This is a genomic window from Flavobacterium psychrophilum (genome assembly GCA_001708385.1).
GTDB classification, from domain to species: Bacteria; Bacteroidota; Bacteroidia; order Flavobacteriales; family Flavobacteriaceae; genus Flavobacterium; species Flavobacterium psychrophilum_A.
Genome location: CP012388.1, coordinates 1429895 through 1445762 on the forward strand (window position 1 = coordinate 1429895; position 15868 = coordinate 1445762).

Below are 15868 nucleotides of genomic sequence, written 5' to 3' on the forward strand. Positions count from 1 at the left end.
ATATCTTTTAAATGCCGTAAAGCATTAATTTTTTACTTTTTGATAGATCATTGGGTTTGTTATCACTTTACAGTTTCTGACAGTGACAACTACTGTACCAGTCGTAGATGCCGATTCGCACTTTGAGGTGAACCCGTTTATAACAGAGGTAGAAATTGTAGTACGCCTGTATTGTGTCGTTTTACGTATGACAGGTGGCAGGTAAGATGCCTCTGAAGCGCCTGCTATGACAGTCCAATTAGTACTGCCCTCTACCTGAGATTCCCATTTATAAGTAATATCACCCTGGCCTGAGCCTTGTGTACCCGGACCGATACGCGCCGGTGCCGTATCCATACATATGTTCTGATCGCCCGAGATACTACCTTCTTCCACGCGCGACATAACCGTAATTACAACCGGTGTTGCGTAGGCCTCACACGATCCTGAGATTGTTGCACGCCTGTAGTATGTTGTTTGGGTTAACGGTGCAGTGAATTTAAAATCGGCTGTCGTTACACCTGTAGGTGTCCATGTATTGGCATTACCACTTGGTGAAGAGTCCCAACGATAGTTAGTCGTGCTTGTGCTTCCCGAAGGTTGTAATGTAGCCGGAACAGTATTATAACATATGATCTGGTTTGAGCCAACCGAACCTGCTGAAACTTGCGCGGCTACTGTTATTATTATAGTATTAGAATAAGCCTCTCCAACACATGTTGTAGATATGGTTACCCTTCTATAATGAGTTGTTTGATTTAAACCTGCCGAAAAAGTATAACCTTCTGTAGTAACACCTGTATTTGACCATGAATTTGCACTACCATTAGGTGACGATTCCCATCTGTAATTTGCTACAGATCCCGGCTGACTTGATGTTAAAGGATTAGGAACTGCACCGTAACAAACTGTTTGGGCCAGAGCTATAGTTCCACCTGTTGGAGCGGCAGATACGGTTACGGTTACGGTATTTGTAAATACCTCGCCATAACATGGGCTTGATGTTAGGCCTCGTCTATATAAAGTAGTAGCCGCTATAGGGTCTGAAAATACATAGTTTTGCGCAGTTACTCCTGTAAAGTTCCACGTTGTGCCATTTGTTGAACTATACCAACGGTAAGTACCTGTACCTCCGCCAGCCCATCCGGAATCTCCTGTAAGATCTGCAGGCTTGTTACCGGTACAAACTGATTGCGTTCCTGAAATTGATCCTGAATTAGGATAAGTGTTTACTAAGATCCTAACTACGTTAGTCCCACTTGAAGGACAAGTGTTATTAATTGTTAGCCTCCTGTAAAAACGTGTATATGTAGCAACACCAGGTTGATATGTAGAGGAAGTAGCGCCAGCTATATTAGACCAACCATCTGTACCATTATCCGAAACCTGCCATTGATAACCTGTTCCTCCTGTGCCATCTTCTACAGACGTTAGTAACGCAGGTATCGCATTATTACATACATTTTGGTCATATCCAATTTTACCATTTGTTGGTACTGAAGGAACTGTCATCGTTACAACATTTGATACCTCTGTACCAGGACACAATACACCACTTGAGTTTGAAACGCCAATCCTTCGGTAAGAAGTTGTGACATTTATTATGGGAGGCTGATATGACGACGTTGTTTCTCCAGCTATATTCGTCCACGTTGGGTTAGTAACACTTGAAACCTGCCAGATATAACCACCATTAGTATCGGTACCATCTATATCATTTAAAATTCTTTGAGGAGCTGTACCATTACATACAGTCTGGCTACTTTTAATTTTTCCCGGTGTGGCTATAGGCGCAACAGTTACCTTTATAGCGTTAGTAGGCGACGAAGAGCGGCATGTTGTAGTACCCGAGTTATATGTTCCTATCGTATATCGTCTAAACCATGTGTTTTGTGTGAGAGGCCCCGGCGAATAAGTTGGCCCGTTTTGTCCGGCAATGTCTCCACTATACGTTATATTATCTGTTGACGATTGCCATGCATAAGTAATAGGAGCTGTTCCTGTACCCGGACTTTGAGATTGTATAGTTGTTGGGGTGCCGCCACTACAAACTGTTTTGTTATCATCTACAAGTCCTCCTGCACCTAAAAATGCAGCCGCAGTTACAGTAATTGTATTACTAAACACCGACTGGCATGAGGTGCCATTTGTATTAGAAAACGTTACCCTTCTGTAGTATTTATTAATCGTAAGATTATTGGGTTCCTGGTATGTTTCTAAATTTGCATTACTTATAGGGTTAAAATCAACATTATTAAACGATTCGTACCACTGATAGGTTAAATTACCCGCCCCTGTTGCGGCAAAGCCTGCGACAGTTGTAAATAACGTTGGCGCGGTACCAAAACATACCGTTTGGCTGTTTCCTATTGTTCCCGGTGTGGGAGATACAACACTTATTATCACATTTCCAGACGGAGCCTCACAAGCTTTTCCGTTCAGTGTAGAAATCGTGATCCTTCTGTAGTAAGTAGTTAGAGATACACCTCCGGAAAAAGTATAATCAATGTTGGTAGCGGTACCCGCCGCGGTACCCCATGTACCTCCCGCATTGGTAGAGGACTCCCACCTATATGTTATGGCTGCTCCTGCTGTTGAACTGCTACCTGGTGTTGTGCTCGTAAGTGCAGTTGGGGTTGCTCCCGGACATATCGACTGGTCTCCCGCAATACCTCCCGGATTTACAATGCCCTGTACAGTTATCGTTACAATATTAGACACGCCGGACGTACATGTCCTCGAATTACCTGATACTGTTGAGTTAGATACAGTAGAACGCCTGTAACGTGTAGTAACTGTTAGTACCGGTGGTAAATAACTTTCTCCCGATGTTCCGGGACCAGTTAATGTTGACCAGTTAGTTGCATTTGATGGAAAATGTTCCCATATGTATGATAATGTTCCTGCACCTGTAGGTGCGTTACCCGCACCTGATGCTGTAGTTATAGAATTTGGAGCGGTATTGTAACATACTGTTTGGTTCGTGCCAATCATACCCGGTGTCGGAGCAGAAACCGTTACAGTAACCGGATTGGAACCTGAGGATTCACAATCTTTATTTATACCATTATTAGTAAGTCTGGAAATAGTGATCCTTTGGTACTGCCTCGTAGCAGTTATCGCTGACGGAGGAGTATATTCGGGTGAATTTGAATTAGATATATCTATCCAGTTTTCCCCATTATCATCAGAATATTGCCATCTATAACGGATAGTTCCGAATGTAAGACCTGCTGCCGAACCGTTATTACCGGCAGTAACATTGCTTATCTTACCAGGCGTAGTTCCCGAACATATATTTTGGTTACCGCTTATAGTACCAGGAGTTGGGGTTGGCGACACATAAACATCTATTCTTGCTCTTGGTCCTTCACAAGTACCATTTACCTGGCTTACCCAAAAACTTTGAATACCTCCTGCTTCTGTAGAAGGTGTTGGAGCGAAATCTGATGAAAAACCACCGGATTCAGAAAAGTACCATTTTAACGTATAACCAGATGTTGAAGCGTTATTTGGATTACGCGTAGCTGTTAACTGTAAAGGTGTAGATCCTTGACAATAATAGACATTACTAACCGTAGGCGGCAGTGGAATTGCATACACATTAGCGACAGATGTATTATTTGTTGTGTTGCCTGGTGATTCTATATTATTACCGCTACTATTTATGTAACTTGATACTGCCGTAGTGGAGTAAGCAGTATATGGCGTTGTTTTATTTATAGTAAAAATAATAGGATAACTATAGGAATTACCGGATGTGATCGTTTGTGACTGGTTTGACAATAAAGTATATGTAGCCAATCCATTATTTGTTGACTGACTTACCACATCCCAACCATCAAAGTTATAAGAACCTATAGAAAATCCAGTAGATGCCGGCAAGGTTATTACCATTTTTAGTCTGGCAGAATTATTACCTGTACCTACAATTAGACCATCAGTACCAACACTCGCTGCTCTAATTGTAAAAAGATTACTCCCGTCAGAACAAGTATGGTCTACAATATTTACCGCTGTAACATCGGCTCCTTCAGCCAGCACAGGCGTTTCAACAATTGATGTATTGTTGTTCATGTCTGTATCATACTGTGGTGTAACAACAACTTTATTTTTTAAAAGATTACCTGTAGGCACACCGGTTAGCCTACCTGTTACAGTTACATAAGCAATACCATTTGCAGCAATTGATAATAAATTATGGCTTATTTTTCCCGCTGCATTATCCCTCGTGAAAGATGCGGATTGTGGATTGCCAACAAATCCAGACGGGGTAATCGATTCAATTAAAAAGCCACCCGGTGTAGTTATATTTGTTACAAACGGAACAACTCCGCCATCGGCATTGGTGAGATAATCTTCAAATTTAATATTATCCACCTGCATATCAGTATCATTATTAATTTCTATAGTGTACTGAATCTGATTGGTGGCTGAATTGGTACTCGTAAGCCCCCTTAACCATTCTTTATTTCCTCTTTTTATAACACGAATATTATTTGGTGTGGTAACAAGTAAGTTACGTATTTCATGAAAGTTAATATCACCACCTGTAGAGGCAGAAAAACCGAGTTTTAATAAAGCCGGAGGTACGTCTGTTGTTATATAACTAGTAACTAATCTAAAAGGACTATTTACATCAGGCCTAATTTTCCAGCGTACACTAATTCTATAAATTCCGTTAGCACTAAGCCGCTCAATTTCAATCTGAATCCTTCTGTAATATATGTTATCAGCAGGCCTTGTAGTTACATTCGTATTATAATCCAGTGCATTCTGTGCTCTATCATTATTAACGGACGTGCCTGCATCTGCAAAGCTAAAGCTATTGTTGTCATTATTATTATTAAGAACAGTAATCGTTGAACCTGCCAAATACCTGTTTGTAGGCTGCACACCGTTAACTACATTATCTGTGTTATTTGTTGTTGTAGGCCCTCTCATTATAACTGCGTTAGCCCTTACTGCTTCCACACCATTTCCGGCTGGTCCACCACGTTTTGGTCCATTTACAGGGTTGGCAAAGTTACCGTAAGCATCAAGGCCAATTCCAACGTAACCGCCAGCAAGACCTGTTGCCGATCCATTACCTGATGTATATCCCATCGAACCACCATTACCTCCAAGTTTAAAAGCACTTGTACCGTCAAAAAGAAACACACCAATACCGTCCGCTCCGTCGGCATTTTTATTTCTCCACATTTTAAACTCAAAATCAACCAATACACCTAATGATGATGGAAATGATTTATTTACGTAAGCAGATCCTTTCTTATAGTTATCAGAGTTAGTAAGCCTAAGCCATCCCTGATTAACCGGATCTGCATTTCCTGAAGTAAGTGCGGCATCGTCTCCAATAATAATATCCGGATTACCACTTCCGCGAAAATCTTCTGTTACAGCAAACTGTGCAAATGCTCCTGTGGTACCAAGAGCTAAAAATAACCCCAGGCAAAACAATGCTTTTTGCAGCAAACCAAAACGATATATATGTGTAATTTTTAACATAGTAGTTATATAAATTAGCAGGCAGGCGCAAAGATATAGGGCCTGCCGCCAATTATTATTATTTTACCACAAAAACAATGTTCATGTAAGAGCCTTCAGTTCCGGGGCCTACAATATTACCCGTTAACACTCCTCCTGCTGTCATCTGAAGATTTTGGAAAACAGCAGTATCATAGTATGTAATATAGTAATTAAGCTCAGTACGGCTGTGATGAGGGATTTCTGAAGGAGCACCATTACTTTTTACAAAAGTGGAGTTTCCAGCCTCGGTAAACTGCGCCAAATATTCAGCATATAAATCCCTTGTAAAAGATCCCTGAGTAGACGTATTAAATACAACAGCAGGCATGTAAAATACTTTAGGCATCGCTGCATTTGCAGATCTTAAAACACCATTAGTATCAGCTAATACAACTTTATCTGTAGCAACTGTGTTATATGCAGCTGTAACATCTTTAACTCTTACCGTTCCACCGTCTACATCTAAAGAATGCTGAGAAGTAGCTCCTGAGAAATTACCTATGGCAACTTTACCTGTCTGGTATATAGCCTGTGTATTGCTTGCAGCCTGAGTTGTACCACCCTGTACTTGCCAAGGCTCGATAGCCAGTGTAGATTTATCAACCCATGTTACAGCAGTACCAGCATTATTTGTAGCTAGTACCTGATTTGCAGTTCCATTATTTATCTTATCTACAGTAACTGCTTTGCTACCTATTTTATCGCTTGTTACAGCTCCTGTAGCAAGCTTAGATTCTGTTATTCCTCCGTTAGCAATGCTAATCGTTACATCTTTACAGTGTTGAATTTCCTCCACTTACTCTAGCTGTAGATGTCTGAAGAAGTTATTCCTCCGGAGATCCTGAACTACGTTTACTAGCAAGGTTACACTCGGTAGCTGCATGATATCTTACAGTACCATCTGCATTTGCTGTAGCAACGTTTCCTGCTGTAGCTCCTGTGGCATTAAGATTAGATGCTGTAACAGTTTTAGCAGCGATATCTTCACCAAGTATAGTTCCGTTTTCTATTTTAGCGGTAGTCACCGAATTTGATGCCAGGTCTTCCGCGATAATAGTCCCGTTTGCTATTTTAGCACTTGTCACCGCATTTTGTGCTATAGCAAGTGTTACAGTTTTAAGTGCAGAGTTCTGTCCGTTACTTACTGTAATATCGGTAGACTCTATATTTCCTGTTCCTGTTACATTTCCAGCTGTTACACTCGGTGCTGCATACGTAACACCACCATTGCCATTTGCTGTTGCAACTGTACCATTTGCTGCTGTACCTGAAGTTAGGTTACCAGCCCCTACTGTTGCAGGTGCGATATCTTCACCAAGGATAGTTCCGTTTTTAATATCTGAACTCTCTACTGCACCTAAGGCGATTTTATCTGTTGTAATTGCATCAGCTCCAAGTTTTACATTAGTTACTGCACCGGTTGCAAGTTTAGTATCGTTAATCCCTCCGGCTGCAACTGTAATACTTGTATTTCTTAATGATTGCGCCTGATCCATCTGTTACAGTGATCGATGCATCTCCTGAAAGAGTTTGAGCACCCGTTACATTGCCAGCAGTTACACTCGGTGCTGCATACGTAACACCACCATTGCCATTTGCTGTTGCAACTGTACCGTTTGCTGCTGTACCTGAAGTTAGGTTACCAACTGCTACTGTTGCAGGTGCGATGTCTTCACCAAGGATAGTTCCATTTTTAATATCTGAACTTTCTACTGCGCCTAGAGCAATTTTATCTGTTGTAATAGCGTTTTCTGCTATTGTAAGTGTAACATCTTTAAGTACTGAGTTCTCCCCATTACCTACTGTGATATCTGTAGATTCTATATTTCCTGTTCCTGTTACGTTGCCTGCTGTAACAGTTGGTGCTGCATACGTAACACCACCATTGCCATTTGCTGTTGCAACTGTACCGTTTACTGCTGTACCTGAAGTTAGGTTTGCTGCCGCTACTGTTGCAGGTGCGATGTCTTCACCAAGGATAGTTCCGTTTTCTATTTTAGCGGTAGTCACCGAATTTGATGCCAGGTCTTCCGCGATAATAGTACCGTTCGCTATTTTAGCACTTGTTACTGCATTCTCTGCTATTGCAAGTTTTACAGTTTTAAGAGCAGAATTCTCTCCATTATCTACTGTGATATCTGTAGACTCGATATTTCCTGTTCCTGTTACATTGCCGGCAGTTACACTCGGTGCTGCATACGTAACACCACCATTGCCATTTGCTGTCGCAACTGTACCATTTGCTGCTGTACCCGAAGTTAGGTTACCAGCCCCTACTGTTGCAGGTGCAATGTCTTCACCAAGGATAGTTCCATTTTCTATTTTAGCGGTAGTAACCGAATTTGATGCAAGTTTAGCTTCTGTAATTCCGCCATCGGCAACTTTTATCGAAGCCTCTTTTAGAGTAGCGCCTGTTCCGTCGTTAACAACGATCGAAGTATCTCCTATTGCAGGAGTAAGGTTACCACCACCAAACTGAACATTACTTCCGCCAGTACCGTTTGTAAATGTATATTTACCTGTAGCAACATTATAACTAAGGTCTGCCTTGTTTACTGTTCCAAGATCTGTTCCGTCAGGAGATAGTAAAGAGATCGTACCATTTTGGTTATCTTTTAACTCCAGTGAATTTACCTGGTTAGTTAAATTGGCATTCACTTCAGCAATTGCAGCCTGAACGTTTGTTGCCGTAAGTCCCGTTCCTGAATTATCAAAATTTAGTGCCGATGCATTTGTATTGATAGCCCCTAAAACAGTTCCTGCATTATTAACAAAAGTATATACTCCGCTAACTGCCTCTGTAATTTTGACATCCGCAGGGTCAAATGTTACAGGAGAACCGTTACCATTGTTAAATGTATATGTACCGTTTGCATTTAAAGTAAGTGTAGATTTATCAACAGTTACTGCATCGCCGTTTGGCTTTATAAGTGTTACCTTTCCGTCATTGTTATCAACCAGATTAATCTGGTTTAATGCGTTATTTACATCCGATTGTTTTGTTGCCAGAGCTTCAATCGCTCCCTGCACATTATTCGAACCTAAATTAGTTGTCGTATCGTTATATGCAAGCGCAGATGCATTGGTATTGATGGTTCCTAAAACAGTTCCAGCAGCATTTTTAAAGGTATAAACACCGTTTAGTTCTGATATAGAAAGGTTACTTGTGTTTATTATAACATCGCTGCCATCTCCATTAGCAAAAGTATAAGTACCATCATTATTGTTGGTAATATCTCCTTTACCTACTTTTACTTTTGTACCATCTGCTTTTACCAGTGTTACCTTACCGTCATTCTCATCAATAAGGTTGATAGCAGATGAAGCCGAATTTATTTCTACGATAGCCGCTTGAACTGTTGTAGCCGCCAGTCCTGTACCGTTATTATTAAACGGAAGTGCGTTAGCGTTAACATCAATCGATGTGATTGTAGCTCCTGCCGCATTAGTAAAAGTATAAACACCATTATTATAGGCAACGCGAACCTGAGATGGATCTATTGTTACCGGTGTTCCTCCGTTGTTAAACGTATACGTACCATCTGTATTTGCTGTTATTGTACCTTTATTAATTGTAGATACTACTGTCGAACCATCTTTTCCTATAAGAGAAAAAGTACCGTCAGCATTATCTACAAGTTTAAAGTTGTTCAATTGGTCAGCTGTAGCATAAGCAAGCGCTTCAACTGCTTCCTGAACTGTATCAACACCATTACCAAATCCTGTAGTTGCATCATTATACGTTACATTTCCTGCGGCAACGGTTTTGTAAGATACTGTTCCGTCAGCATTTACTGTCGCGACTTTGTTTACGTCTGAACCATTTGCAACAAGTTTATCAGCAGTGATTGTTTTATCAGCAATATCCTCCCCAAGAATAGTACCGTTTACAATATTTTCTGTCTGAACTGCGTCGTCTGCAAGTTTTTCGTTGGTAACTGCATCTGCTCCAATTTTTAAGGTAGTAATACCACCATCAGTTACATGTAGTTTTGTATTTTTTAATGTAGTTCCTGTACCATTTGTAACGGTAATCGAACCATCATTTTGTGTAGGTTCTAGGTTAGCTCCTTCTACACCTGTTGAAGGGAGGCTTTCATATGTAACAGTACCGTCATTCTGAGCAACAGCAACCCTAACAGGCCCTGTTGTTTGTGCCGGTGCCTTTAGCTTATCCTGAGTAACTGCTGCGGGAGCAATTTTATCTGTAGTTACAGCGCCAGTTGCAATTGCAAGGATAACATCACCAAATGCTGCATTAGTACCTCCGTTAACATCAATATCCGAAGAAGAAATCGTACCTCTTGTTATATCATCAATACTTGTAATACGTACCCATTTGTTAACACTCCAGTAGTAAAAACCAGGTGTAACGCCAGTTGCTCCTGCTCCTGCCGTAGCTGTATTATAAATCCACAATGCTTCTGCCGGAGCCGTAACCGGGGCAGCAACATTAGTTGCGGTTAGCGCTATACGCGGAATCAAAACACCACGCTTAGCAGACACCATATCAATTACTGATGACGGATCGGGGTTATTTGTTCCAAAACCTTCCTGAGCATTTGCAGCGACACTAGCAAACAACGTTACTAAAACTGCCGACAATATATATTTATTTTTCATTGTTAACTTTTAAATTAGTGGTAAAACTTATTAAATACGACTGATTATAAACCAGCTGCTTCCATTATACTGCAGCACCCAACCCTGGTAAGGTAATGCCCCCGAAATAGTGGATAAACCTTCAATAGTTTTTCCGTTACCACTAATAGTTACTTTGTTGTCCGACGTATCGATTTTTTTAATGTTATACTTTTTACCCATCACTGGCTCAAGAGGTAAAGTGATTGTAACGCTTGTCCCCGCAGCGTCTGCCAATATTGTTTCGTCAGCTAATACGGCTGAATAGTCCTGAATTTCTGTACGTATACCTGGCATAGCAGATACCGTTTTAAGTACACCCTGTGCATCTGCCACAACTACTTTATCTGTTGCTATACCCGCAGAAGCGTTAATGTCACGTACTCTAACATTTCCATCTTTAACATCAAGTTTCTGAGAAACATTTTCTCCCGAAAAATCTCCAATACCTATATTTCCTGTCTGGTAGATATTGTTTGCATTAGATGTTGCTTTATCTGTTGAATTCTGATTGTTCCAAGGCTCAATAGCCAGTTCTGATTTATCAGCCCATGTTACTGTTCCGTTCGGTGCAGTTGTCAGCACTTTATCATTACCTGTAGATGCTATATCAGCAGTAGTTATAGTTGCGTCTTTTATTTTAGCCGAAGTGATACTTTCATCTTTAACCCTAAGGCTTGTATCTGCAAGTACCGCTTTAGTTCCTCCTACTACTTCAATAGTAGCATCAGCTCCATCAGCTGCTAATAAATCTTTCTTACTTGTAATAGTCGCTTCCGTAATTTCTGCAATTGCAGCCTGTACGTTAGTCGCTGTAAGGCCTGTTCCGTTATTGTCGAACGGAAGTGCGTTTGCATTTACGTCGATAGCTGTAATTGTAGCCCCTGCTGCGTTGGTAAAGGAGTACACACCATTATTATAAGCAACATGAACCTGAGATGGATCTATCGTTACCGGTGTACCTCCGTTATTAAAGGTATAAGTACCGTCTGCATTAGCAGTTACCGCAGATTTTTCTATTGTCGACACTACTGTTGTGCCGTCTTTGCCAATTAGTGAGAACGTTCCATTAGCATTGTCTACAAGCTTGAAGTTATCCAGTGAATCATCGATTGCTGTCTGACCTGCTGCTAATTTATCAATCGCATCCTGAACAGTTGTACTTGTAAGTCTTGAAATTGTATTGTCGTAGATAAGTGAACTAGCTCTAACATCTATAGTAGTATCTACACCATCCTCATTAGTATATGTATATGTGCCATTACCGTTGTTTACGAACGTTGTAAGGGTTTCTATATCTTTGAAATCTATTACAGTACTTGTACCGTCGGTATAATTAATTGTAAGAGTACCATCACCATTGTTTACTGTAGTCGTGATACCTTTACCTGCTTCTCCATCAGTTCCATTTGTTCCGTCAGCACCTTTTAATGCAACAAGGAATTCAGCTTGTGTACCTGTGTTACCTGCATTTAACCATTCCTGGTAAGCGCTGATTCCATCAGCACCTTTTAAGTTTGATGTTGTAAATGTCGTACCGTCACTATAAGTAAAAGTGAATGTACCGTCATTGTTATCCATAGTTGACGTAATTCCGTTTCCGGTTGCGCCCTGAGATCCTACGGCACCATCAGCACCTTTTAGGTTCGATGTAGTAAATGTTGTTCCGTCAGTGTAAGTGAAAGTGAATGTACCATCATTGTTATCTGTAGTTGATGCGATGCCGTTTCCGGTTGCGCCCTGAGCACCATCATTTCCTTTTTCTCCTTTTAATGCAGCAAGAAATTCTAACTGTGTACCTGTATTACCTGCGTTTAACCATTCTTGGTAAGCACTGATTCCATCAACACCGTTGGTTCCATCTGTACCATTTGTTCCGTTAGTACCTGCAACACCTTGCTCACCTTTTAAGGCAGCAAGGAAATCCGCTTTTGTTCCTGTGTTACCTGCGTTTAACCATTCCTGATAAGCACTGATTCCATCAGCGCCTTTTAGGTTTGATGTTGTAAACGTCGTACCGTCACTATAAGTAAAAGTGAATGTACCGTCATTGTTATCCATAGTTGACGTAATTCCGTTTCCAGTTGCGCCCTGAGATCCTACGGCACCATCAGCACCTTTTAGGTTCGATGTAGTAAATGTTGTTCCGTCAGTGTAAGTGAAAGTGAATGTACCATCATTGTTATCTGTAGTTGATGCAATGCCGTTTCCGGTTGCGCCCTGAGCACCAGTAGCTCCATCAGCACCTTTTAGGTTCGATGTCGTAAATGTTGTTCCGTCAGTATAAGTGAAAGTGAAGGTGCCATCATTGTTATCCGTCGTTGATGCAATTCCATTTCCATTTGTTCCTGCAACACCATCATTTCCTTTATCTCCTTTTAACGCAGCAAGAAAGTCAGCTTGTGTGCCTGTGTTACCTGCGTTTAACCATTCCTGGTAAGCACTGATTCCATCAGCACCTTTTAAGTTTGATGTTGTAAATGTTGTTCCGTCAGTGTAAGTGAAAGTGAAAGTACCATCATTGTTATCCGTCGTTGATGCAATTCCATTTCCATTTGTTCCTGCAACACCGTCATTTCCTTTATCTCCTTTTAATGCGGCAAGAAAGTCAGCTTGTGTACCTGTGTTACCTGCATTTAACCATTCCTGGTAAGCACTGATTCCATCAGCGCCTTTTAGGTTTGATGTTGTAAACGTCGTACCGTCACTATAAGTAAAAGTGAATGTACCGTCATTGTTATCCATAGTTGACGTAATTCCGTTTCCAGTTGCGCCCTGAGATCCTACGGCACCATCAGCACCTTTTAGGTTCGATGTAGTAAATGTTGTTCCGTTAGTGTAAGTGAAAGTGAATGTACCATCATTGTTATCTGTAGTTGATGCGATGCCGTTTCCGGTTGCGCCCTGAGCACCAGTAGCTCCATCAGCACCTTTCAGGTTCGATGTAGTAAATGTCGTTCCATCAGTATAAGTGAAAGTGAATGTACCGTCGTTGTTATCCGTCGTTGATGTAATTCCATTTCCATCTGTACCTGCAACACCATCATTTCCCTTATCTCCTTTTAAAGTAGCAAGGAAATCCGCTTTTGTTCCTGTGTTACCTGCGTTTAACCATTCCTGGTAAGCGCTAATCCCGTCAACTCCGTTAGTTCCATCTGTACCGTTAGTTCCATTTGTTCCCGCAACACCGTCATTTCCCTTATCTCCTCTTAATGCGGCAAGGAAGTCAGCTTGTGTTCCTGTGTTACCTGCGTTTAGCCATTCCTGGTAAGCGCTGATTCCATCAACTCCGTTGGTTCCATCTATACCGTTAGTTCCATTTGTTCCCGCAACACCATCATTTCCTTTATCTCCTTTTAATGCAGCAAGGAATTCAGCTTGTGTTCCTGTTTTACCTGCATTTAACCATTCCTGGTAAGCGCTGATTCCATCAACACCATTTGTTCCTGTAGCGCCAATAGCTCCTGCAGGACCCTGAGGACCTGTAAGGTTAGATGTGGTAAAACTTGAACCGTTTGTGAAATTTAAAGTGAATGTACCATTACCGTTATTTACCGCTGAAGCTATACCAACACCCGCAGAACCTGGTGTACCAGCCATACCTGAAGGCCCCTGAGGTCCAGTTGCGCCCTGAGCACCTGTAAAATTCGGTGTTGTAAATGAAGTACCGTTTGTATAGTTTATGGTAAACGTACCATCGTTATTGTTTACTGTATTAGCGATACCATTTCCGTTAGCGCCGTCTGCTCCGGCAGGTCCCTGAAGACCGGCAGCACCTGCTGTACCCGCAGGCCCCTGAGGCCCTGTTAGATTAGAAGTAGTAAATGTAGTTCCGTTTGTATATATAATTGTAAATGTACCATCCCCGTTATTAACCGTTGTTGCTATACCTACACCGGCAGCGCCTCCTGCAACACTTACTGTTGTAGAAACTCCTGCTTCATTGGTGTATGTCATTGTACCGTTACCGTTGTCAACAAGTGTTGTCACAGTTTCCGCTTTCTTAACAAGCTCTACAAGATTAATAACCGTATTTATACCTTTTTCGTCTGTGTACGTTAACGTGTTAGCCGCTGGGTTGTACATTAAGTATGTAAGCGTTTGGTTGCCCGGAACGTCTATAGTTGTAACACTCCCATCCGGATTTATATACGTATACGTACCATTTCCGTTGTCTACAATTGGTGCAGAAGAACCACCGGTAGGTGCTGTATCATCGCTTGTTACCAGCCTTCTCCATTTGTTAATGTACCAAAAGTAATAACCCGGTTTTACATCGTTGTTTGTAGCGATGTTATAAACTAACAAACTCTGCACATTACCTGTAGTAATGGTAGCAGTATCGGTTGTACTTGTTAACCTAACCTGTGGTAGTAAAACACCCTTATCACTTGACGCAATCTCCAATTGTGCCGATGCATTAGGTGCAGAAGTACCTATACCTACCTGAGCGCTTGCCGTATAAGCACCCAGTAAAGTCAAGAGTGCAGGTAATAGTTTTTTCATCATCATTAAAATTTAATTATTATTGGGGGGTATACTAATTATCTTATTTCTTCAATTTCATTTAAACAATGCGTGTAAGCATCGAAACCATATATCAGCACGTTAATCGTGTCGACATGATCTAACTAAATAACAAAAATTGCCCTTGGAGTTTCTTCAATCCTTAATAGCGGATATAGCGCACTATATGCGATGCTATTAATAAGACTCTAAAACCGACTGTTCCATTATCAGAATTGATAATACAAGAATCAGAAACAAATGAAGAAGGGGTAGAAATAAAATAAGCCTCACCCGTAGTTGCCAATAAGGCAGGGTAAAGCTCCGCGCTCTTAAGCGCACATTCTCCTTTATTTGAATTTAAAATAAAGAGTAGTAAAAATAGAATAGTATACTTTGGGGGCAGCTTACTGTTCATTTTAATTAAAATATTATTGTGCAAAGTTGCGATACAAATCTTAAAAAAAGGTTAAAAATAAATGGGTTATGCGACATCCCAATAATTTGAACATACATAAACCATAGACTTTTGAGCAAAATTGCTTGTGAAAACCTTTAATTATCAACATATACGGAAAACTTATAGTGTTGGATTTATAACGTTAATTTTTTTTTATTTTTTTATATGTATGCATATATTCTTTTGGGGTTGTGCCTGTGATATTTTTGAAATGACGGTTAAATGATACCTTAGAGTTAAATCCACAGTTAAAAGCGATCTGCTCAATAGAAAGAGACACACGTCGATCCTGTAAGAGAGTACAGGCATATTCTATTCTGAACTTGTTAATATATTGATTAAAGTTTTCACCCAAGTGAACATTAAATAGCTGTGTTAAATGATGCATTGGCATTCTCATTTTCTTTGCTAATATCTCTAAAGTAAGTTCGTTATCCAGATATACTTTGTCAACAGCTATCAAATTATTTAATTTAGCCTTATAATCATCTAACGCTACAGTAGACAAAGCAGACTTATTATACTTTTGTGTCTGCTGAACACTTTGTGCAATTTCTAACTCTGTTTCGAGTTCAGAATTCATTTGTATATTATCCTGTTCACGCTTTGTGCTGAAAGATTCGATTTCAACAACTTGTAGAGACTGCACAACACTAGTACTATTCACAATATTATTTATTGTAAATGTAAAAGCAAATATAACCGACATGAAAACACCTGTATAAATGACAATGGAAGGAAGTGTGATTTTTA

At 40.6% G+C, this 15868-nt stretch carries 3 protein-coding genes and 4 pseudogenes; all 7 read right to left on the reverse strand.

Features of this window, described 5'->3' with window-relative positions; genetic code table 11:
• Nucleotides 1-24 precede the first annotated feature (24 nt).
• The 7 genes and pseudogenes from ALW18_06250 to ALW18_06280 all read right to left on the reverse strand — a co-directional run bounded on the left by ALW18_06250 (nt 25) and on the right by ALW18_06280 (nt 15641).
• The gene (locus ALW18_06250; GenBank protein ID AOE52155.1) at nt 25-5487 is read right to left on the reverse strand and encodes a hypothetical protein; all 5463 of its coding nucleotides are present in this window, start codon (nt 5485-5487) and stop codon (nt 25-27) included.
• A gap of 58 nt (nt 5488-5545) precedes the next feature.
• Nucleotides 5546-5878 (reverse strand): annotated as a pseudogene (locus ALW18_06255) (hypothetical protein).
• 454 nt (nt 5879-6332) lie between these two features.
• Nucleotides 6333-7004, reverse strand: coding sequence for a hypothetical protein (locus ALW18_06260; GenBank protein ID AOE52156.1), 672 nt, complete (start codon nt 7002-7004; stop codon nt 6333-6335).
• A 2362-nt stretch (nt 7005-9366) separates the two neighbouring features.
• A pseudogene (locus ALW18_06265) lies at nt 9367-9564 on the reverse strand (hypothetical protein).
• A 597-nt stretch (nt 9565-10161) separates the two neighbouring features.
• Nucleotides 10162-10419 (reverse strand): annotated as a pseudogene (locus ALW18_06270) (hypothetical protein).
• 4399 nt (nt 10420-14818) lie between these two features.
• Complete coding sequence (locus ALW18_06275; GenBank protein AOE52157.1) at nt 14819-15073, reverse strand: hypothetical protein; 255 nt, start codon at nt 15071-15073, stop codon at nt 14819-14821.
• Nucleotides 15074-15257: 184 nt separating this feature from the next.
• Nucleotides 15258-15641: pseudogene (locus ALW18_06280) on the reverse strand (hypothetical protein).
• Nucleotides 15642-15868 lie beyond the last annotated feature (227 nt).